The following is a 22,526-nucleotide window of genomic DNA, read 5'->3' on the forward strand; positions in this document are numbered from 1 at the left end:
CTCTTTTATTTATTGCACTTTTTTCTGCCGCGATCGCCGCACAAGTGCCAAGCCCGCGGTCGGTGCTTGGGTTCGAGCCGGCCGATGACCGAACTATCGCCGATTGGAAGCAGATAACAGATTATTTTGCCAAGCTCGATAGTGCAAGCAGGAACGTGCTTGTTAAGGAGATCGGCCGCTCCGTGAACGGCAAGCCGCTGATCGCTGCATTCATTTCGTCCGAGAAGAACATCAAGGAACTCGACCGGATCCGAGCCGTTTCTGCACGCCTTGCCGACCCGCGTACCGTAAGGTCCGACGAGGAACTTGAGCGGCTGATTCGCGACGGCAAGACGATCGTCGCGATATCATGCTCGATACATTCGACCGAGATCGTAGCGTCGCAGATGTCGATGACGCTTGCGTACGAACTCGCCACTGCGACTGACGCAGCAACGAAAGAGATACTCGACAACACGGTACTGCTGCTTATTCCTTCGCCAAACCCCGACGGCATTGACATTGTCGCGGATTGGTACCGGAAAACGCTCGGGACAAAGAGTGAAGGAACTGCGCCTCCCGAGCTTTATCATCATTATGCGGGCCACGATGACAACCGCGATTGGTTTATGCTCGATCTGCCCGAAACGCAGGCGGTAACACGGTTTTTCTGGCAGGAATGGTTCCCGCAGATCGTTTATGACGTCCATCAGCAGGGACGCAATGCATCGCGCTTTATTATTCCGCCGTTCTTCGATCCGGTGAATCCGCGGGTCTCGCCGTCGATCCTGCGCGAGGTCGGATCGATCGGCTACAAGGTGGCTGCCGACCTTCAGGCACAGGGCATTGCAGGTGTTGCGACGAATTCTACCTACGACACATGGTGGCACGGCGGCTTTCGCTCGGCGCCGTATTATCACAACTCGATCGGCATCCTGTCCGAGGCAGCCAGTGCAGATCTGATGTCGCCTGTTACGGTTACGGCTGACGACCTGAAACACGCGAGGCCGGTACGCGGGCTTCCGAATTTGCTTGAAAGCTCGACCAACTATCCTGATCCGTGGAAGGGCGGCGTCTGGCGGCCCGCTGATATTGCGAAGATCGAGATGATCGCTTCAAGAAGCATCCTGCAAATGGCGGCGAAGTTCCGCTCGCGCTATCTGCGGCAGTTCTACGACCGCGGACGTGAGAATTTGCAGCCCAAGGACGGTGTGCCGCAGGCTTTCGTCATAATGCCGGACCGCTCGAATGCCGAGACCGTTTCACGCCTGATCGAGATATTGATGACGCAGGGTATCGAGATATTCGAGGTTCCGGGATCGGTTGCGTCGCCTATATTACCGGCAGGAAGTTTTATGATCTTTACCGATCAGCCGCAGCGAAACAACATCCTGAGCCTGTTCGAGCGGCAGGCCTATCCGCACCGCATTTTGCCCAATGGCGAAGCGGAAGTGCCTTATGATGTCGCAGGCTGGACCCTGCCGCTGCAAATGGGCGTTCGGTACGCTGCGGTAACTGAGATCGCGGATATTGCGAACGTCCGCAAGCGAGTCAAACGCGTAGATGAGATCAATGACGCTCGCAAGGCTCTCGACCTAAAGCGCGTCAGCGGGCCTTTCGCAAAGAAGCCGAACCCGTTAAAGACAAATCCGCGGATCGGGCTTTACAAGGGCTACGCGGCATCCATGGATGAGGGCTGGACACGCTTCGTGCTTGATACATTTCAAATACCGTACCGCTCACTGTCAGATGCGGATATGCGCGAAGGCAGGCTCGATGCCGACGTCATCATACTTCCGTCCGACAGCGAGCGGACCATCATCAGCGGCCTAAGTGCCGAGCGTTATCCGGCGGAGTTCGCAGGCGGCATCGGCGAAGCGGGCGTCGAGGATCTGAAAAGATTCGTCAGCCGCGGCGGCCGGCTTGTCTGCTTTGACGCATCATGCAAGCTTGTGATCGAGCGTTTTATCCTGCCGGTCAGGAATGTCTTGGCGACACTGAAACGAAGCGAATTCTACGATCCGGGATCGATAGTTCAGATCGACATCGATCAGCGGCAACATCTTGCAAAGGGTATCGCCGGTACGCTGCCGGCATATTTTACCAACAGCTCGGCTTTCGAGGTCGCAGCCGACGGGCGTGCGAGTGTTGTGGCACGCTATGCTGAAAATAATGCGCTGTTGTCAGGCTGGATGCTCGGCGAGAGGTATTTGAACGGTAAAGCTGCCCTTGTAGAGGTTCCGTATGGTAAAGGTTCGGTCGTGCTTTTTGCTTTTCGTCCGCAGCATCGCGGTCAAAGCTGGGCGACCTTTCCGCTGTTATTCAACACGCTCGAAAAGCCGTAGTAGGCAGGCGTTATAGGTGATTGTTGTATCATAAGAGAATGATGCTGCGCGTAGTTCTTTTGTTCGTTCTCTTCGCACTGATGTCGGCGGTGAACGTTTTCGGCGGTGCCGGTGAATACAAGCTCGCGTACGAACCGCTGATACGCATCGGCCTTGCGACCAACGCAAGCTCTGTAACGATAACCTCGGGCGACTCGGCACTTACGGCCGCAAGCCCCGATGAGGCGTTGCGAACGCTGACAACCGCTCGCGTTACGGTGTCGGCGCGGGCATACCGGCCGCCTGTTGTCGAGAATTATCATATCGAGTTTCAGGGCATTCCGATGCAGGCAGATGCCGAAGCACTTGCAAAGGACATCCGCGAAGCGACCGGCGAACCTGCGAGCGTCGGCCCGGACGCAGGCGCAAATACCTGGAAGGTGCGAGCGGGCAAGGACAGGCCTACCATCGATGAGGCCGAGGAATTTCGGGCGGCATTGGCCGACAAAGGCTTTGAAGATGCCGTTACGGTGGCGGAGAAGGTAACGGTCATTTCTCCCGAGGCAGTCGCACTTTCGCGGCAGGTCAAAAGTGCTGGTGCAAGCGAGGTGCGGAGCCTTGTAAAGCCGACAGGCTCGGCAAATCCGACCGCTGACGGCCCGATCGACCCGAATCTGCGTGAAGTGATAGTGAACGCTGCATCGCTCGAATCCAGCTTCCGTTCGCTCAAGGCGGTCGCGTTCGGCTCGCTCAACGATCGGATGAATCCTGTCAGGCTGAACGGAAAGGCTTACCGCGGCAGACTCGAGGTATTCGTGAATTCCCGAGGCACATTGACCGTCGTGAACGTTGTGCCGCTTGAGGATTATCTGCTCGGCGTCGTCCCGAGTGAGCTTGGCCTGCCGCAGCTTGAAGCCCAAAAGGCACAGGCGGTAGCCGCACGCACATACGCGATCGCTAACATAGGCGGCTACGGCAACCAAGGCTTTGATATGGTGCCGACCGTTTGGTCGCAGGTCTATAAAGGCGTTTCTATAGAGACGCGGATGGGGACCGAAGCCGTCAGGCAGACGCGCGGCATCATCGCCACATATCAGGGCAAGCCGATAAATGCCCTTTACACATCGACTTGCGGCGGCCGTACCGAAGACAGCGAGAATATTTTCGAGTTCGCCGAGCCGTATCTTCGGGGCGTCGAATGTTCGCTCGAAGGCCGCCGCCATTTCGATCCGTTCATCATAAAGACGACCCGCGCGGCGGTTCACCTGCGTGATGAAGCGAACCTTGAGTTGGTTCGTTTCGTGTCGCTGATGGCCGCGAACGGCTTTTATCTTTCGACGCAGCAGTTGTCAGATGATTGGTTCGATTCGGAGCCGAGCCAAAATGAGATGTCGAATTGGCTCAATAATCTCGCTTCGCGCTTCGGTAAGCCCGCGCCGGCCGTTGCACGCGACACCGCAAAGCCGGCGGAACTCGCTCATGTGCTCGCGGGTTTCATCTATTCACCGGGGTATGCGGACACGATGCTCACCGAGTCGGACATAAATTACAACCTGATGTTCGATGATGCCGCCGAAGTGCCGCGTGACCGCCGAGCCGAAATGGCGTTGCTTCTTCGCGACGGCTATTTTGCGATCAATCCTGACCTAACATTGCAGCCGAATCGAGCGTTCACGAGGGCAAAGATGCTGCGGCTCATCAGGCAGATATATCAGAAGAAAAAGTGGATGCCCGAAGTGCTTACGGGTGAGGCAAAGGCAAGTGTTGACGGCAAGCTTGTGATAAAGAACGGACGCTCCGAAAAGACGCTTGCCGTGAGGCCCGACGTTTTTCTTTTTCGTCAGTTCGGCACATCTTTCTACGCGGTTCGAGAGGCGGCCCTTGTCGGCGGCGAACAGGTAAGCTATCAGGTCGATGCCCTCGGTGCGGTCAAGTATCTCGAGGTGCAGCCGACCGATCAGCCTGCGACAGCGGAGAATATGTCGCCGTGGGTCAATTGGACGAAGACCGCATCGGCATCATCGGTTCAGTCGCGGCTTTCGCGTTACGTTCGCGGCATCGGCACGCTGTACGACATCAACGTGAAGAAGGTCGGCTATTCACGACGCCCGATCGAGCTTGAGATCGTAGGTTCGAACGGGATAAAGACGCTGAAAGGCGGCAAGATACGCTCGGCACTGCGCCTTCCCGAACAGCTTTTTGTGATGAACAAGCGGTACGGCGGCTCATCGGTAACAAGCTACACTTTTACGGGACGCGGCTGGGGGCACGGCGTCGGTATGTGCCAATACGGAGCGTTCGGAATGGCAAAAATGGGCGTGAAATATCAGGACATCATCAAACACTATTACACAGGCGTCGATCTGACGCAGGCGTATTAACATTCATCGGAAATGAAGTATTCCATGCGCAGTGCAAGACCGCAGGTTAGATGTGCCGCATTACTTGTCGGCATCGTCCTCGCGCTGTTCGCACCGCTGCACGCTCAAGGCACCGCCCCCGCAAAGATAAAGCTTGGCTCTGAAACGGCCAAGAACGGTTTTAAGAATGAGGATGAGATCCGCGATAAGTTCAATGATTGGCGTAATGACCACGATGCCCGCGAGTGGCTGATCGCGATGAATTTTGATCCGTCGAAGATCGAGAGCGTCGTTGCCGCCAAGCCGCATGGTGAAAAGGCAGATGTTGAGATCACGGTAACAACGGCGGACGGCGTTCGTAAGGAGGGCATTTCAATAAAGCTCGTGTCGAGCGCGAACGGCTTTAATCAAGTAGATAAACGCTGGCTTGCGACCTACGCCCGTATGTGGAAAATGCCGGATGATGTTCATAATTCGCTGAAATTCTTTGTCGGCGAGGTCCCGCCCGCGGCAAAAAGCCGTGACCCCAAGCGGATGTATCTGAACGAGCTGAGTGATGACGAACGTCAAGCCGTTCTCGACTTCTTTACCGCGAATAAGGACAAGATCGCTGCCGATCTGATCGCGGGCAGCGGCGTTCACGCCGCGCGATGGGTAATGGTCGCGTATAAGGCAACTGATGATACACGCTGGGTCATACGCTCAGCGTCGGACGCGATCAAGTATTTCAGCGAAGGTGATGTTGAGCTGACGCGAACGGGCAATTTGAAGATCGGCCGCATCACAATGCAGCGCAAGGGCGGCGACGGCGGCCGCGAAACCGCTAAGATGCTTCAGTTCAAGATAAATCCGGTACAGCTATTTCCCGCACAATAGTCTATCCGCAGCGTCCATTGCGCCATAGTGCCTTGTAACAAGCCCACGAAAACACAAGCCCGGCATCTGCCTGAGCCTTTCGCTTCCGATCGTATTCGCGACGGTCCCAGAACGATCCGCCGCCCACGAATGAATAAACTGTGATCGAGAGTTCGATATTCGGCTCCATGCATGGATTGTTTGGCGGCGCCCAACACTCATATGATTCAAGCTTTTGTATGCGCTCGATCTTTTTTGTCTTGAACTGTGCCGGAAGGTCGTACGGATTCCACACTTGACCTGACGTATTGCTATCTACGGCGATCGGAAGCGGTTCAAGATGGACAACATAGAGCCTTGATCCTCCGCCGTCGCGAACAAGATCGGACGGAACATCACTCCATTTATCAGTAAATCCCCTGGCCTTAACTCGTATGCGCACTTCGGTGTGAATCCCTGCCCTTTCGGGCATCGTTACGTTCATAGGCTGTGTTCTGCCCTGCGCGTTGGTGGTTCCCCTCGCGTATGCCAGGTCGCCAAGGCCGGCTGTGCCGGTTAAGTTTAGTTCAACGCTCGCTCCGGGTATCGCTTTTCCGGTTTTCGAGTTGACGGCCTCAACTACCAACCTGAAATCCTCAACTTTTTTCTTTTCCCGAAGTTTGATCACGATCTGATCCGAAGTAGCAGTTCTGCGGTCATTTGGGTCAATGTCCTGCAGAGAACCGATGAGGGCTACACCCGTGGCAGTTTCCCAACCATTAGCCTTGACCTTAACCTGTACCTCAGTTCCAATGACGAACGGCTCGTTAAAAACCGCTATTCCACTTGCGTCGGTCAAAATCGCTTTAAAGTCGGATTCGGTTTCCGGGCTCCATGCGTCAACATTTGCGTTTTTCAGCGGAATAGTCGTTAGTCCACCCGAACTATCGGTTTTTTCTCCGAGGACTTTGACGGTTAGTTTTCGGGAGGTGAATAAGATATCTTTTTCGAGCGTAATACCGACGTTTTTTGTCAACTGACCCGGCTGATCTGGGGTCGGAACCGAAATATAAACTTCTTTCTTTTTATAGAATTTATTCTCGACGTAAACCTTGTACGTGCCGGGCGAGACGAAGATAAGCGCAAATCCCATGTCATCGATGGCAAAGAAGGCATCGGTTGACTGGTTATAAATAACCTTGGCCGCCCGAACGTCATAGATAACACTGCCCGGGACCTGCGATGCTATCCTGATCTTGGTTCCGGCAACCGTGCCGCCGTCGGAAGCGCTTACGTCGATTCGCAAGGTAAACTCCTTTTGGGCAGCGACCGGCAGCGAAGAAAGTCCTACAAGCAAGTACGTCCCAGCTAAAATAAAGAATAGTCTTTTCATAATCGCCTCCTGAGACAGGATGTACCCGAAACACGCTCTAATTTCGTTACCGAAGAGAGCGCCTTTATCCGGTTTGTCGGAGGTCGGCAATAGAAAACGTTAAGCGCCGCAATTCTATGATAGTTTTTCTGGTAATACAAGAGAAAATGAGTGGTTTACCGACATCGATGGTTTAGAATCAAAGGATGCGGTTTTCAAAACAACAGATCACCGGAGCGTTCGTGATACTCGCGGTGATCTGTTTCGTAACCTTGATCAGGCTAGTTATGAATTAGTTGTCGAATTTTGCGTCCATCGTGATCTCGGCGTTAAAGAGCTTCGAAACGGGACAGCCGTTCTTTGCGTTATTTGCTGCGGTCATGAATGCGGCTTGATCGGCTCCGGGAATCTTTGCATGTACGTCCAGATGAGCCTTTGTGATCGTAAATCCCGAATCGTCCTTGTCGATCGTTACCGACGAGGTCGTCTTGATGTAGTCAGCCGTCAGGCCGGCATTGGCGAGCATCAGCGACATCGCCATTGAGAAGCAGCCTGCGTGGGCCGCAGCGAGTAATTCTTCGGGATTCGTACCTTTGCCGTCCTCAAATCGAGTGCCGAATGAATAAAATGCGTTCTCGATAACGCCGCTTTCGGTCGAGACGACGCCCTTGCCTTCTTTTATGCTGCCGTTCCATTCGGCAGAAGCTTTTCGTATCATAATTCCTCCAAAAAAGATAAAACATCTTTACTTCAAGAATACCATATCGGGATGCTTTGACTCATTTTGCCCGGGCTGCGTTCCACTTGCCGCGGCCGCGTGATAATCTCGAATTGTGGACGAAAACCGAGCCGAGATCTACGCGATCGCAGGGCCGACCTGTTCGGGAAAAACGAAGCTGGCCGTTGACCTGGCATTGCAGATCGGCGGCGAGGTGATCAATTTTGATTCGGTACAGATCTACAAAGACATCGAGGTCGCAACCGCGAAGCCGACCGCTGACGAAATGTGCGGCGTGCCACATCATCTGATCGACTATGTCGATCCGAACATCACATATACGGCGGCGGATTGGGCGGGCGATGCAGTGAAAAAGATAGCCGAAATAGAGGAACGCGGCAATCGCGTCATCCTCGTCGGCGGCACGGGCTTTTACCTTCGCACGCTGCGTCGCCCGCTTTTTGAAGCGCCGGCGACCGACCCGCGGCTTCGCGAGCATTTCCGCTCACTGCATCGAAGCCACGGTGCACATTACCTGCATGAAATGCTTGCAGAACTTGATCCGGAGCTTGCCGACACGCTGGAATTGAACGATTATGTGCGTGTCATACGCGGCCTCGAATATTTCTATCAAACGGGCCGCAGATTGTCTGAGGTGCAGCCGGAGCGACAGGAGCCGCCTGAGTTTGCGTCGCGCATTCGGTTATTTGTCCTCGACCCGCCGCGCGATGTTCTCTACGAAAAAATAAACCGACGGACCGAGGCCCATTTCGCCGCGGGCCTCGTCGAAGAGGTCGAACGCCTCCGTGCCGAAGGCGTTCGCGATGACACGAACGCACTCCGAGCGCATGCGTATCGCCGTGTCTGTGAATTTCTTCGCGGTGAGCGTGATCTCGCGTCCGCGATCGAAAGATCAAAGCAGGACGTGCGGCATTATGCGAAGCGGCAATTGACATGGTTTCGCAGCGAACCTGACGCGATATGGCTAAAGGGTTTCGGAACAGACGACGGACAACTCGCCGCCTTGCTTGAACAGGTTAGTAATGAGCGAAGCGAAAGTATTGTCGCATAATGAAAATCTGTTATAATCATAAAAATTTGCCAAAACTAAAGAGGAGATTATGGAAAAGCAGGCCGCTCAAAACATCCAAGACGCCTTTTTGAACTCCGCCCGTCGCGAACGAGCCTCTGTCACTGTCCATTTGCTTCACGGCTCGACATTGTCGGGCCGCATCAAGAGTTTTGATAAATTCTCGGTCCTGCTTGACGTCTCCGGAACGGATGTTCTGATATTCAAGCACGGCGTTTCCACCATCTCGATAGAACGGCGGCCCGCCGCGGAATAGTGATCTTGGAAGGGAAATTCATAACGCTCGAAGGCATCGACGGCAGCGGCAAATCGACACAGTTGAAGATGCTCGCTGACGCTTTGCGCAGACAGGGCATCGAAGCGGTAACGACACGCGAGCCCGGCGGCACGCCTTTAGGTCGTCGCTTGCGCGAGGCGTTCCTGGAAACGCACGAGGCTGTTTCACCCATCGCCGAGCTGCTGCTCTTTGCTGCCGACCGCGCCCAGCATGTCGAGCATTTGATAAAACCATCGCTTGCCGAGGGCAAGATCGTCATATCGGATCGTTACGCTGACGCGACCGCTGCGTATCAGGGTGCCGGCCGCGGGTTTCCGTTGGATACCATCGCAGAGGTCATACGCCTCGCAACCGCAGGCCTCAGCCCCGATATGACCCTCTTCTTTGATATTCCGGTCGAGTCGGCCGTACAACGGATGCAGGTGAGGCCCGATTCGGAGGCAAAAGCGAACCGAATGGACGCTGAGACGGCGGAATTCTATGACAGGGTACGCAGAGCGTATTTGGATATTGCGGCACGCGAGAGCGATCGCTTTGTCGTTATTGATGCCTCGCATACGGTCGAAGAAGTACACAGGAAAGTAATGTTGGCGGTCGGCCGGTTGATCTCTTAAATGTTTACGCAACTCATTGGTAATGAAGGAAATAAACGGCTGCTCATGCGGCTGCTTGCCGAAGGGCGTTTGCCGCCGTCTTTCCTCTTTGCCGGGCCTGAAGGTGTCGGTAAGCGGCAGTTCGCCGTCGAGGTCGCTAAAGCGGTCGTTTGTACGAATTCGGTGAACGGCGAGGCTTGCGGCGAGTGCAGTGCGTGCCGCCGCTGCGAGGTTTTCCAGCAGGCGAAAGAGGACGATAAGGACGGGCACAAACTGATACAGTGGAGCGCGCACCGCGATGTCGGAATGGTGGTACCGTATAATCGCCACATCCTTGTGGATGCGATACGTGATCTCGAAAAGGAAGCGAACTTCAGGCCGTTCGAGGCCGCTGCACGGGTTTTTATCGTTGATGATGCCGACCGTATGAATGATGCGGCGGCGAACGCGATATTAAAGACGCTCGAAGAGCCGCCTGCGGCATCGTACATATTTCTGCTGACCTCGCGACCCGACTCGATGCTCGCGACCATACGCTCACGGTGCCAGATGATCCGCTTCTCGCCAATTCAGACGAATGCGATAGAAGAATTTTTGATCCGCGAAAATGGTTACTCAGCCGATGAAGCAAGGCTCGCGGCTGCCGTCTCGTACGGCAGCATCGGACGTGCCTTGTCCATAAAGCCTGCGGAATATCGTGAGCGTACCGAACTGATGATCGCCGTGATCAGAAGCATTGTACGCATCGGTGATGCCGCGGCGCTGATGAACATATCAAAAGAGCTTACCGAAGCCAAAGAAAAAGAGCATTTTGAAGAAAACCTCGATATACTTGAATCGTTGATTCACGATGTGTGGACGCTTAGCGTCGGCGCAGGTGCCGAGCGTGTCGTTCATTCAGAATACGCGGCGGAGTTGGTACAGGTCGCTAAAATGCGGCCGAGCAGCACGTTTGCCGGCTGGATCGACGCGATCGAAGAGCTTCGGCTGAGCCTCGACGTTAATATCAACAAGAAGGTTGCGACCGACGCACTCTTTGTTACAATGGCGAACGGATGAGCGTTACCGAAACATTTGCACAAGCACCAGTTCAGCATGCGGAGCCGACGACCTCATCGTCGGCCGCGCGCCTGTCTGCCGGTGCGGGCGCGGCTGCGTTGTTGGGCGGATCGGCTTTTGTAGCGTATTTTGATCCGACGCAGGTGCATTTCTTTCCCGTGTGCCTTTTATATTCTGTAACGGGATTTGCATGTCCGGGCTGCGGGCTTACACGCGGATTTCATTCGCTTTTCCACGGTGATCTTGTCGGGGCACTCGGGTTCAATGCGTTCGTGCCTGTTTGGGCGGTGATCATAGCCTGGACCTTTATATCGCTGAGTTTGCTTGCGATACGCGGACGCGGCTTGAAGATGTGGCCGACAAACCCTCGGTTCCTCTACGGCTTTATGTGTTTACTGGTAGTTTTCGGCGTCGTTCGCAACATTCCTGCTTGGCCGTTCACATTTCTGTTCCCGTAAGCAGCCGTCCGATAGGATGAACTAAGTAGCCGCCGCTATGTACTCTGTGCAAGCGGCTTTTCTTTTTCCGCCTCGTTCTTTTTTAGCTCTTCACGCAGGAGTTCGACCTCGCGTACAAAGTCCTCGACGATATCATTGCCTGAGACACGCCTCATCGGCACGCCGTCCTTAAAGATCATGCCGACATTACGTCCGAATGTTATTCCGAGTTGCGAGTCATGGGCTTCGCCCGGGCCGTTGACGGCGCATCCCATGATCGAAAGATGCAGCGGTTCTTCCACATGGGCGAGACGGCGTTCGACCTCGGTTACGATCTCGACGAAATTCGGGATGTCGAGACGCCCGCACGTCGGACACGCGACGATGGTAACGCCGCGTTTTCTCAGTTCCATCGATTTGAGGATCTCCCAACCGACACGTACCTCTTCGTGAGGTTCGGCGGCGAGCGAGACGCGGATAGTATCGCCGATGCCCTCGTGGAGCAAGATGCCTAGGCCTATCGCCGATTTAATAGTGCCGCCAAATGGCGTTCCGGCCTCGGTAACGCCGAGGTGCAGCGGATAATCGACCTTCTCGGCCATAAGGCGGTATGCCTCGACCATACGGTTCACGTCCGATGCCTTGAGCGAGATCACCGTATCGCTGAAGCCAAGGTCTTCGAGGATGCGTATATGCCGCATTCCGCTTTCGACCATGGCTTCCGGAGTTGCCGATCCGTATTTGCGGAGAAGATCTTTTTCGAGCGAGCCGCCGTTCACGCCGATGCGGATCGGCACCTTTCGTGCTTCGGCCGCTCGGACGACCTCGCGAACACGGTCGATCGAGCCGATATTGCCCGGATTTATCCGAAGTTTATCAATGCCCGCGTCAAGTGCTTTTAAGGCAAGTTTGTAGTGAAAATGAATGTCCGCAACGATCGGTACATCGGTACGTTTACGGATCTCATACATCGCCGCGGCCGACGCATCGTTCGGGACGGCGATACGGACGATCTCGCATCCGGCGTTGACCATTTCTTCGATCTGCCGGAGCGTACCCTCAACATCGGTCGTATTGGTCTTTGTCATCGACTGGATCGCTATCGGAGCGCCGCCGCCGATCTGAATATCCCTAACCTTAACTGCCCTTGTTACACGAGCCATAAAACTTCCATTACCAATTGCTGCAAAGCGGCGATCATTGACCGAACATCTTTGAAACATCAAAGAACGTAACGGTTACGACGAGGAACAGGACGATCGCAAGCCCCGTAAGCTGGATGCGTTCACGCGCGGCCATCGACAGTGTCTTGCCGAACCACGACATCACTTTTTCGATGCCAAGCACCATGATCTGCCCGCCGTCCAGCATCGGTATCGGCAGCAAATTCATTACGCCCAGACTCAGGCTGATGAACATCAGTATCGAAATGAGGCCTATAAGGCCGCTCGAAAATGCTGTGTTTACAATAACTTGGCCGATGCCTATCGGGCCTGAGACCGTGTCCTTGGCGGAACGCTCGCCGGTGCCGACCTGCCCCAACGCCTTGCCCGTAAGGCGAAGTATCCGCAGATTCTGGTCAACTGCGTAGCTCGCAGCTCCCGCGGCGCCGACAGGTTCGAGATTGTGAAGCAGGTTCTGATCAAAAGCGATGCCGATGCGCCACTCGTTATCCTTTTGCACGGCGTTCGTCGTGAGTTCGAGCCTCTGGCCTGCACGATCGACGGTCAGCTTTATCGGCTGCTCCTTATTCTCGCTGATGAGTTGTTTCATCTCCTGCGTATTGCGAATGGCTTTGTCGTTGACCGATAAGATCCAATCGCCTTTTTGCAGTCCCGAGGTCGCCGCAGGCATCGTGCTGTCGATCATCCCGACGACCACCGGTTCGACACCCGCGTCAGGGGCCATATCAAGAAAGCCGCCCGACTGGCCCTGTTCGGTTACCTTTGTCGGCGTGATCGTAAGGGCTACGCGCTTTCCGTCGCGTTCAACGACGATCGGCGTTTCGATGTCAGGTATAAGCAGGGCATCGTCGCTCATACGCTCCCACGAAGGATTGTCCACGCCGTCAAAGCTCACAATGCGGTCGCCGGGCTGCAATCCTGCTTTTGCCGCCGCTCCGCCTGCCTTTACGGCACCGACGATCGGTGCGGGATTTGCAGGCACGCCATAGCTGAGAGCCATTGTGAACGGTATCGCCAATGCGAGGACGATATTCATAAAAGGCCCACCGAGCATAACGAGAAATTTCTGCCAACGCGGCCGCAGTTCGTAGAGTTCGCTTTCGGGAACAGTGTCGCTTTGGTCATCGGCGGCCTCAAGTCCGGTATTTGATTCGTCGCCATACAGCTTAACGTAGGCACCAAGCGGTATCGCTGAGATGCGATAATCCGTGTGCCCGATCTTAATACCGAACAGACGCGGCCCCAGGCCGAACAACGAGTACGCATCGACACGCATGCCGAACAGTTTTGCGATGGCAAAATGCCCGAATTCGTGGATGTTTATGGCCACTCCGAGGACAAAGACTATTGCCAAGACTGCTATCAGGAAATCGATCATTGGTGTTTTGATGCTTATACCGCCGCTGCGGTTTCATTGATCTTGATTATAGCGCTTTCGCGGGCTTTGCTGTCAGCCGCCAGCACCGCTTCGAGCGTATCCGCGGCGGAGGTTTTATGCTCATCCATTGTCTGCCGGACAACCTCGGCGATGCGTCCGAAGGCGATCTTACCGTCGAGAAACGCCTGAACGGCAACCTCGTTCGCGGCGTTCAATGCGGCCGGCATCGTACCGCCGGTGCGCAGCGCTCGATAGGCAAGGTCCAGACAAGGGAAGCGTGCCGTGTCAGGATCTTCGAAATCAAGATGCCCGATCGCGGTCAGGTCCAGCGGGGAAAGGCAGTTCTCGCATCGCTCCGGATACGTCAAAGCGTACTGGATGGCGTGTTTCATATCAGTAACGCCCATTTGAGCGATGATCGAGCCGTCCACCATCTCGATCATCGAATGAACCACCGATTGCGGATGAATGATCACCGATATGCGGTCGGCGTCCAGCCCGAAGAGCCAGCGTGCTTCCATCACCTCAAGCCCTTTATTCATAAGGGTTGCGGAATCTATAGTGATCTTTTCGCCCATCTTCCAATTAGGATGTGCGAGAGCCTCTTCCCGTGAGGCGTTCTCGATCTCGTGCGCCGGCCGCGTCCGAAAAGGGCCGCCCGATGCGGTCAATATCAGGCGTTTGACCTCGGACATCTTTTCGCCGCGCAGGCACTGGTGAATGGCATTATGCTCGCTGTCAACCGGCAGAATTTCGGCACCGCTGCGTTCCGCGGCGCGGGTCATCAGTTCACCGGCAATAACAAGCGTCTCTTTGTTCGCAAGAGCGATGCGTTTGCCGGCCTCGATTGCCCTTAAGGTCGGGACAAACCCGACGGCACCAACCGTAGCGGAAACAAGTGTGCAGGACTTTTCGTGGGCAGCAACGGCAACGAGGCCGGCGTTGCCGTATTCGATCCGAGGTCTATTGCCCTCCAATAAGCTCTCTAACTCCGCAGCCGTTTGTTCATCTGCGACCGCGACCAACTCTGGCTCAAATTGGGCTATCTGGCGGGCAAAAACAGCCATATTACGCCCGGCAGCCATTGCAGCGACGCGAATGTTGCCCAGGTGTTGCACTACTTTTAGCGTGTTGCAGCCGATCGAACCGGTCGAGCCGAGGATGGAAATCACCTTCATAAACGCCTAGCTAGATTATCACACCTTACTGTCTGTAATAGCTGTAACACATCAATTGGAGGTTGATCGCCACGTATCGTGATGATGCGCGAAATTTCGGATGATCTGGTTAGCCATTAATTAAGGGTCTTCTTAAAGCCGGCGAGCATTTTCTTGACTTCAATGATAGCCTCAGACAGATCAGTAAAAACAGAGGCCTCGATAAACCCAAGGTCGTGGGCCATCAATGCGTAATATTCCAACCGCACTGCCAAAGAAAGGGCATAATTCAAGGAGCCGGCAAAGTCTTCGTCCCGCTGTTTGCCGGCACCCTCGGCAATGTATGCCGGGATGTCAACCGCAGTTTTTCGCAGTGAATGCCTGAGTCCGAACACCTCTTCGCGCGGAAATTCGGCAGTAACTCGATAAGTTCCTAAGGCCAACTCGTGTGCCTTTTGCCAAACTTTTAGGTTGCGAAAATCCTGCATATTGATCACAGCTTTCAGCCGTCAGCTAGTAGCCGTCAGCCTTTGCTGAAAGCTAACGGCTGACAGCTGAAAGCTGTTCCTTAACTATCACAGCCGCTTTATCGACAGGCTCGCGAAAACGTTCGCGTGTTGCCAGATTTTGAAACGAAACCATGCCTTCCGCAACGTCTGTTGAGTTAACGGTGAAGATCCACGGAACTTTTATAGAATTGGCGTATTTCCATTGCTTATCTTCTTTATCGGCTTGTGGATAAACGGTCACGCGGATGCCGTGGCCCCGCAGTTCATTCGCCAGCTTTAGCGAATCCGCGATCGTTTCTTCGCTAAATATCGTCACGAACACATCCGCAGGTGTCGATTCGACGATCTTGGGCGGGAACATTCCGCGTTCTTCCATTACGACGAGGATGCGTTCAAGTCCTAAAGAAAAGCCGCAAGCCGGTATCTGCTCCTTTTCGAACATTCCGATCAGCCCGTCATATCTACCGCCGCCGCCGAGGCTGCCCGAAAGGTCCGGGACATTTATTTCCATGATCGAACCCGTATAGTACGAAAGCCCGCGAGCGAGGCTTGCATCGATCTTTACCGAAGGCGTCGCCGCGAGCGAAAGTATGCGGTCGAGATCGGCCAGGCCTTGTTTACCGGCAGCATGATCCCCTATGAAATCGCCGAGGATCTCAAGGATCAACATATTGCCGGCGTCCGTAAGCCGTTCAAAAAGAGCAATAAGGCGTTCACCGCCGATGAGGCCGCGCTCGGCAAATTCTTTAAGCACACCTTCGCTCCCGATCTTATCGAGTTTATCGAGAGCGATGAGGGCATCGCCGTGTCGGTCATCCGCGATACCGACGGCGTCGAGCATGCCGCGCAGCACTTCACGATGATTTAGTCTGATGATGAAGTCCGCAAACCCGAGCCTTGAAAGCACCTGTTTCACCGCCGAGATCAACTCGGCTTCGATCACAGGTGAATTCGATCCGATGCAGTCAACGTCGCATTGATAGAATTCGCGAAAGCGTCCGCGGGCAGGACGGTCGGCGCGCCAAACGGGCTGAATCTGATAGCGTTTGAAGAACTTTGGCAGGCGTTCGCGTTCATTTGCAACGACGCGTGCAAGCGGCACGGTCAGATCATAGCGGAGTGCGAGATCGGCAAGGTCCGACTCTTTTGCATCTGCAGAAAGTGCGGCCGTGAACTTTTCGCCGCGTTTCAATATCTTGAATATGAGCTGGTTGCCTTCTTCGCCGTATTTGCCGGTGAGTGTTTCAAGATTTTCGAATGCGGGCGTCTCAAGCGGCTCAAAACCATAGCGCTCGTACACTTCTTTTATGATGCCGACAACGTATTCTCTCTTACGAATGTCGGCGGGGAGGAAGTCGCGTGTGCCTCGTGCGGGTTTCGTGCTTGCCATAGCTTAGAAAGGTCTCTTCAAACAGCCGCCCCGAACACTTAACGCGCGGCGGAATAGATATTCTTCAACTCGACATAGTTCTTCCAAGACTTGTCGAGATATGCGATCTCATCATCGGTAAGGTCGCGTTTTACGCGCGCCGGTACACCAAGTGCGAGCACACGCGGCGGGATCACCGTTTTTGGCGAGACGAGCGAGCCGGCGCCGATGATGGCTTGTTCGCCGATATGTGCTTCGTCCATAACGGTCGCACCCATTCCGATAAGGCATTGACGCTCGACGCGGCAACCGTGCAGCGTTACGCGATGGCCGACAGTTACTTCTTCACCGATGATCGTCGGGCCGAAGTTCTGGCTGACATGGATCATCGTCATATCCTGCAGATTTGTGCGTGCTCCGATGCGTATGTAGCTGACATCGCCGCGAATGACCGAGCCGAACCAGACATTCGCATCCTCGCCGATCTCAACATCGCCGATGACGAAAACATCGTCGGCAAGATAAACGCTCGGGTGAATTACCGGCTTGGTGTCTTTGAAATCAAGTATCGTGGCCATCTTACAAAAAGCTTTATCTCAGCGAGCGAATTTTCGCTTCAGCATTCCGAAAAGTTCCTCTAACTCGTGCACCTTGAGCAGTTTGGCGACAATGATGAATGAAAGCCCGCCGAAGGCGATCGGGACGAACGCCTCGGCAAATCGCAGCCAAAATCCGTTCATACCGAACTGCGTAAGCATTGCCTTATAGACAGCATAACAGACAGCCGACAGTATGGCCGAAGCCACTGCAATCTTGATGAATGATGAAAGGATCGCACGGCCGTTCAAACGCTTGATGCGGCCGCGCAGCAATATGCCGAGTGCGAAGAAATTTACGAGTGCCACGAGTGATGTTGCCAGAGCGACGCCTACGTGGCCGTAACCGTAAGGCGTTTCAGGTGTTACGCCATAGTGCGAAAATACTTCCCGCAAGGTGTAGCCGCCTACGAAGTTGACCGCTATTGACGCAACCGCAATAAGCATGGGCGTCTTTGCATCATCGAGAGCGTAGAACGCCGGCGAGAGTATCTTTATGGCCGCATAGCCGGTCAGGCCGATCGAATAACCGAGGAGTGCGGCCGCGGTCATCGTCGTCGCACCGGGATCGAACTTGCCGCGTTCGTAGATCAGACGGATTATCGGTTCGCCAAGCACGATAAGGCCGCAGGCCGAAGGCAGCGTCATCAGAAACACGAGATTCATTGAAGACGAAATGGTGTTGCGGAACTCCGACATCTTGCCTTCACTGGCGAGCCGCGACATAACAGGGATAGCCGCCGTGCCGACCGCCACGCCAAAAAGGCCGATCGGGAACTGCATAAGGCGAAAAGCGTAGTTCAGCCAGCCTTGGGCACCGTCGATCTGCGAGACGAAATACGTGTTTATCAGAACATTTATCTGAACTGCCGATGTGCCGAGGATCGCGGGCGTTATTAGAGCGATGACCTTGCGGACACCTTCGTCTGCAAGCGAAATTAAAGGCGAGAAGCGAAATCCGACCTTGTAGAGCGATGGTATTTGTATCGCCAACTGCGCGCCGCCGCCTATCAGCGTACCGATCGACATACCGATGATCGCCCACTGCGCAGCCGCGCTCGGCACGGCATTCTTATCAGGCGACATTGTCCAGCCGCCTCCGCTGAGCCAAAATGCAAGTCCGAGGCCTACCGCGATCGAGACGACGTTGAAAACTGTCGATGCCGAAGCCGGAATGCCGAAAATGTTCTTTGTATTGAGTACGCCCATCGCCACTGCCGCAAGTGCGACGAGCAGGATGAATGGGAACATTATCTGCGTCAAGGTGGTCGCGAGAGCCGCCTTTTCCAGTGAAAAGCCGTCCGCCACAAGATCGACGAATTGTTTTGAAAATATGATGCCGACGATGCAGATGATGCTGAGCGTTACGGCAAGCAGGCTGAAGATAAGGCTCGCGAGCCGCCATGCGGCATTTTCACCTTTGGTGACCTGAATATCCGTAAATACCTTTACGAATGCGACCGAAAGTGCTCCTTCCGCAAAAAGGTCGCGCAGCACGTTCGGGATCCGAAATGCCACGACATAAGCATCGATAAGGAATCCCGCACCGAAGAATCGGGCGAAAAGCATCTCGCGGGCAAGCCCGAAGAGGCGCGAGAACATCACCGCGATCGATACGATGCCCGCCGATCTGGCGACGCTTTGTTGTTTTGTAGGCGAAAGCTTTTCGGGTACTTCCGGTTCGGCTTCAATCTCCGGCATTATCGCCGAATCTGTCTTTTCAAGCTCGTTCATGAGTGTAGCGCTGATGCGGATTATCTCACGTCATTGCCGGCAAAAGAAAAGGAGGCGGCCGCAAAGCCGCCTCGATAACGGATGTTCGAGCAGAGGCCTCAGTAGATCACTTGACCGACGGCGTTTATGATGCGGGTGCGCGCAAGGCGTGCATCAAGCGAGGTCGCCTGATATTCGAGCGTCGCCGGGCCGCCGAATTGGCTCTGTACGAGCGAGACGAAATTGTTCTGAAATGAGCGGAATCGCGGGACATTGCCGCGCTGATTGAAGATCACAAAAAGCAGCCTGCCGTTGCGGGTATTCATCTCGCCGGCAAGTGCGCTGACGCCGGAATCTGTAACGCCGAGCGTTCCGGTCTTGCCCACTACGCTGCCCGCAGCGAAATCAGAGGCGAATCTCGACTCGAGCGTACCTTTATCGACGCCGGCGACGGGCATAATGTCGCTGAACGTCATCCGATATCTTGCGAGGTCGCTGCGGAGTGCCCGCAGGATCGACATCATCGCATTGGGCGTAACACGGTTGTAGCCGAGGCCGCTCGCGGTCTGGATAGAGAATTCGTTCGCCGGTACCGCTGCATTCTGCTGGACGAGCCGTGCGACGGCGTATGGGCCGCCAAGCATATCGCCTAGACGCTCGGCTAGGAAATTGTTCGAGTAGCAAAGGGTCGCCTTTATGATCTCACGCATCGGAGCCGATTCGTGTGTGAAAAGATGCGTCAGGCTGCTCGGTATCGGCTGAACATACGAGCCGCCCGTAAAGCTTACGCTCGGATTGCTCGCAACCGACGACATACGACCCGAATTCTGCAGGAACATCAGCCAGACCTTTGTTGCGGCTGCCGAGCGTGTGGCGGAATTCAGCGCATCGTGCAGCATCTCAGCAGAACGCATTGCCGAACCGTTATAGTTCATTGCAAAGTTGTCTGTAACTACAAGATCGCCCGTGATCGAACGGATGCCGAGGCGGTTCAATTCGCTTGCAAGCGTTACTGCGTGTTCATAACCGAACATCGGGTCCCTGCCCGAGATATAGAGATTGCCGATGAGTGTCGCCGTGCTGCGGTCGATCGCTCCGTCGGTATAGATGTTCGTGGCAAAGCGGAACTCCGGCCCGAAGGTTTTCAAAACAGCATAGGCTGTCGCAACTTTGACGTTCGAAGCGGGATTGAACAAAAGGCCGGAATTGCTTTCAAGCACGGTCTTGCCGTCGAGCGTTTCGATCAGAATGCCCGTATAGCCCGGTATAGAGACCTCGGCAAGAGCAGGAAAGTTCGTCCTGACACTGCTCGCCGCAGGGACTGCGGACGCCGCAGTTGTTGACGCTGAACCTGTCTTTTTAACGAGCGGATCGACAGGGCGAACCGCCGGTGTCGGCGTTGGCGATACTACCTTTATGTCTTGGAGGAACGGTGCAGGCTGAGCAAAGCCTGCTGCTGCAAAGGCAAAGACGCTGAGGCATAACCCGATGGCTTTCGTTGTGATGGACACTCGCATTCTTTCGCTTTTCTTGCTGTCGGCGGGCAAGTACTCCCCGGTTCGGCGGGAACGACAGCCTACGAATGATGATATCACATTGGCGAGCATCTTTTGCATCACATTTTTGCAATGCACTCATCGTGCAACGCCGCCGCCCCAAAAGAGTTCGGCGCGAAGCTTTGATGAACCTGCATCGCGTGATGATGCCAGCTATCCGCTACCTCACGGTCAACTCGAACGGCATTAGCAGCATAGCGTTGCCTTGCTGCATTTGATCGAGCAGTGCTGCGTAGCGGAATGATCGGCGGACGTCAGCAGGCAGGGCCTCCAAAACTGCAGTTTTTGCAATGTCCTCCTTTGTTTGCGAAACGGAAGCATTCTCAAGATCGAGAAGTGATTCGAAGAACGACTTCGGCGCCGGCATTACGACACGCTTGACGTCCTTATCCGGTGCAAGGTTAGCTAACTGTTTTGCGATATCGATCGCCTTTTCGAGGCCGCCGAACTCATCTATCAGACCGTTTTCCTTTGCCTGCGTACCTGTCCAAACGCGGCCTTGGCCGAGAGTATTCACTTTTTCATCGGTTATGTTGCGGCCCTTTGCGACCTTGGGAACAAAGCTGTCGAAGTAAATGCTGTTGGCCTGCTCCGTCATCTTTTGCTTTTCTTCAGGCGTCCAATGTTCGGTCTCGCGAAAGATGCCGGCGTTCTTGCCCCGCATTACATATTGGTTCGAGACGCCGAGCCAATCGTAGAGACCCTTGACGACAGGCTTGCCCATAAAGACGCCTATCGAACCGGTTACGGTCGATGGTTCGGCGACGATCTTATTCGCGTTGCAGCTAATGTAATAGCCGCCGGATGCCGCGACATCAGCCATCGAGACGACGACAGGCTTCTTTGCCTTTGCATTTTCGATCGCGAACCACATCACATCGGACGCCAATGCAGAACCGCCCGGCGAATCGACGCGCAGTACGATGGCCTTTATTCGGTCGTCCTTTGCGGCATCGTTCACCGCTTGGACGATAGTGTCGGAGCCTACGACCTCGCCGTTCAGGGCACCGCTTGATGATTTGCCGCTGTTGATAGCACCGGATGCATAGATAACTGCGACGCGCTCGCCGTTGTTGAGGCCGAGCGAATCCGAAGGTATCTCGCGATAGCGTGTGTCGCTAATGGTTCGCAGCTCATCATCAGAGCCGTAGCCGAGGCGGGCCTTCAGCTGATCGTCAACCTGTACACGATAAATTGCATCGTCTATGAGGCCGCTTTCTTTTGCCTGCATTGCGTGGTACGGCGCCGAATCGATCAACGCTTTTGCCTCATCCTCGGTCTTGCCGCGTGATTCAGCGATCGCCTTTACCAAGCGGCCGTAATATTCGTCGAGCAGAGCGTTGATGACCTCACGCTGGCCTTCGCCCATTTCTTTTTTCGTGTATTGATCGGGTGCGTTCTTGTATTTCGGGCCGATCTGTATGACATCAGCCTCGACGCCGAGCTTGTCGAGCGAGCCTTTGTAGAACATCGCTTCGGCTGCAAGCCCATTCACATAAAGATCGCCGGGTGGCGGCATATAGATCTTTTCGGCGGCGGTCGCGATGTAATATTCCTTGTTCATCCCGAGCTCCATATAGGCATACACGGGTTTGCCGGTGCTGCGAACATCGGCGATCGCATCGCGAAGTTCGTCAGCTTTGCCCCATCCGATGCCCGGCATATTTATATCGAGCAGAACGGCGCCGATGCGCCCATCGACCTTTGCCTTCCGAAGCTGCGTCAGCAGCCCAGTGAATGATTGCTTTGCGCCGATGCCGAAAGCCTTGGCGAACGGGTCGTCGGCTGCATTATCAGGCAGGTCGCCGGTCACATTGAGCACCAGTACGGTGTTCTTTTCAACGCTAGGACGATTGATCGACTCGGCGATCAGCACGAGCCCAATGATGGCTGCCAGCCCGATAATTAGGACGAGGCCGCCGACGATCAGCAATACTTTTATGGTCTTGGACATTTTATCTTCGTTTCCGCGGTGAAGTTTCGGTCGATATTTTGAATACGATACGAGCGGACAAAAGGTT

General features: G+C 54.7%; 19 protein-coding genes. 8 read left to right on the forward strand and 11 right to left on the reverse strand.

Going from position 1 to position 22,526, the window contains the following annotated elements:
- The first annotated feature begins 44 nt into the window (after positions 1-44).
- The 3 genes from HS105_02425 to HS105_02435 are packed head-to-tail and all read left to right on the forward strand — an operon-like array spanning position 45 to position 5,539.
- Positions 45-2,324, forward strand: coding sequence for a hypothetical protein (locus HS105_02425; GenBank protein MBE7515455.1), 2,280 nt, complete (start codon positions 45-47; stop codon positions 2,322-2,324).
- A 38-nt stretch (positions 2,325-2,362) separates the two neighbouring features.
- On the forward strand, positions 2,363-4,684 hold the full coding sequence (locus HS105_02430; GenBank protein MBE7515456.1) for a SpoIID/LytB domain-containing protein: 2,322 nt from the start codon (positions 2,363-2,365) through the stop codon (positions 4,682-4,684).
- A 12-nt stretch (positions 4,685-4,696) separates the two neighbouring features.
- Positions 4,697-5,539, forward strand: a complete 843-nt coding sequence (locus tag HS105_02435; protein ID MBE7515457.1) for a type II restriction endonuclease — start codon at positions 4,697-4,699, stop codon at positions 5,537-5,539.
- 1 nt (position 5,540) lies between these two features.
- Here HS105_02435 and HS105_02440 read toward each other — a convergent pair whose 3' ends face one another.
- Positions 5,541-6,890, reverse strand: a complete 1,350-nt coding sequence (locus HS105_02440; protein MBE7515458.1) for a hypothetical protein — start codon at positions 6,888-6,890, stop codon at positions 5,541-5,543.
- Positions 6,891-7,161: 271 nt separating this feature from the next.
- On the reverse strand, positions 7,162-7,587 hold the full coding sequence (locus HS105_02445; GenBank protein MBE7515459.1) for an OsmC family protein: 426 nt from the start codon (positions 7,585-7,587) through the stop codon (positions 7,162-7,164).
- A 115-nt stretch (positions 7,588-7,702) separates the two neighbouring features.
- Between HS105_02445 and miaA the strand changes: the two genes are divergently transcribed.
- Genes miaA through HS105_02470 form a run of 5 tightly spaced genes read left to right on the forward strand, consistent with a single transcriptional unit; the run spans position 7,703 to position 11,064 of the window.
- Complete coding sequence (miaA, locus tag HS105_02450; GenBank protein ID MBE7515460.1) at positions 7,703-8,659, forward strand: tRNA (adenosine(37)-N6)-dimethylallyltransferase MiaA; 957 nt, start codon at positions 7,703-7,705, stop codon at positions 8,657-8,659.
- Between the two features lie 49 nt (positions 8,660-8,708).
- The gene (gene hfq, locus HS105_02455) at positions 8,709-8,933 is read left to right on the forward strand and encodes an RNA chaperone Hfq (protein MBE7515461.1); all 225 of its coding nucleotides are present in this window, start codon (positions 8,709-8,711) and stop codon (positions 8,931-8,933) included.
- Between the two features lie 5 nt (positions 8,934-8,938).
- Positions 8,939-9,568 carry a dTMP kinase gene (locus HS105_02460; protein MBE7515462.1) on the forward strand — a complete coding sequence of 210 codons (630 nt, stop codon included), beginning with the start codon at positions 8,939-8,941 and terminating at the stop codon, positions 9,566-9,568.
- Positions 9,569-10,606 carry a DNA polymerase III subunit delta' gene (locus tag HS105_02465; protein MBE7515463.1) on the forward strand — a complete coding sequence of 346 codons (1,038 nt, stop codon included), beginning with the start codon at positions 9,569-9,571 and terminating at the stop codon, positions 10,604-10,606. It begins immediately after the preceding gene.
- On the forward strand, positions 10,603-11,064 hold the full coding sequence (locus HS105_02470) for a DUF2752 domain-containing protein (protein ID MBE7515464.1): 462 nt from the start codon (positions 10,603-10,605) through the stop codon (positions 11,062-11,064). Before HS105_02465 ends, HS105_02470 begins: the two co-directional genes overlap by 4 nt.
- Before the next feature lie 35 nt (positions 11,065-11,099).
- Here HS105_02470 and ispG read toward each other — a convergent pair whose 3' ends face one another.
- From ispG to sppA, 9 genes are all read right to left on the reverse strand, one after another.
- Positions 11,100-12,206: a flavodoxin-dependent (E)-4-hydroxy-3-methylbut-2-enyl-diphosphate synthase gene (gene ispG, locus HS105_02475; protein ID MBE7515465.1), complete on the reverse strand. Its 1,107-nt coding sequence runs from the start codon at positions 12,204-12,206 to the stop codon at positions 11,100-11,102.
- A 34-nt stretch (positions 12,207-12,240) separates the two neighbouring features.
- Complete coding sequence (gene rseP, locus HS105_02480; GenBank protein ID MBE7515466.1) at positions 12,241-13,605, reverse strand: RIP metalloprotease RseP; 1,365 nt, start codon at positions 13,603-13,605, stop codon at positions 12,241-12,243.
- Positions 13,606-13,619: 14 nt separating this feature from the next.
- Positions 13,620-14,783 (reverse strand): 1-deoxy-D-xylulose-5-phosphate reductoisomerase, encoded by a 1,164-nt coding sequence (locus HS105_02485; GenBank protein ID MBE7515467.1) that lies wholly within the window; start codon positions 14,781-14,783, stop codon positions 13,620-13,622.
- A gap of 116 nt (positions 14,784-14,899) precedes the next feature.
- Complete coding sequence (locus tag HS105_02490; GenBank protein ID MBE7515468.1) at positions 14,900-15,250, reverse strand: four helix bundle protein; 351 nt, start codon at positions 15,248-15,250, stop codon at positions 14,900-14,902.
- Between the two features lie 52 nt (positions 15,251-15,302).
- Positions 15,303-16,661, reverse strand: coding sequence for a histidine--tRNA ligase (hisS, locus tag HS105_02495; GenBank protein MBE7515469.1), 1,359 nt, complete (start codon positions 16,659-16,661; stop codon positions 15,303-15,305).
- Between the two features lie 38 nt (positions 16,662-16,699).
- Positions 16,700-17,218, reverse strand: a complete 519-nt coding sequence (locus HS105_02500; protein ID MBE7515470.1) for a gamma carbonic anhydrase family protein — start codon at positions 17,216-17,218, stop codon at positions 16,700-16,702.
- Positions 17,219-17,236: 18 nt separating this feature from the next.
- Complete coding sequence (gene murJ, locus HS105_02505) at positions 17,237-18,937, reverse strand: murein biosynthesis integral membrane protein MurJ (GenBank protein MBE7515471.1); 1,701 nt, start codon at positions 18,935-18,937, stop codon at positions 17,237-17,239.
- Between the two features lie 131 nt (positions 18,938-19,068).
- Positions 19,069-20,460: a D-alanyl-D-alanine carboxypeptidase gene (locus HS105_02510; protein MBE7515472.1), complete on the reverse strand. Its 1,392-nt coding sequence runs from the start codon at positions 20,458-20,460 to the stop codon at positions 19,069-19,071.
- A 205-nt stretch (positions 20,461-20,665) separates the two neighbouring features.
- A complete protein-coding gene (gene sppA, locus HS105_02515; GenBank protein ID MBE7515473.1) occupies positions 20,666-22,459 on the reverse strand; it encodes a signal peptide peptidase SppA in 1,794 nt (597 codons plus the stop codon).
- Positions 22,460-22,526: the final 67 nt, after the last annotated feature.

The organism is Chloracidobacterium sp. (genome assembly GCA_015075585.1).
GTDB lineage: Bacteria > Acidobacteriota > Blastocatellia > Pyrinomonadales > Pyrinomonadaceae > OLB17.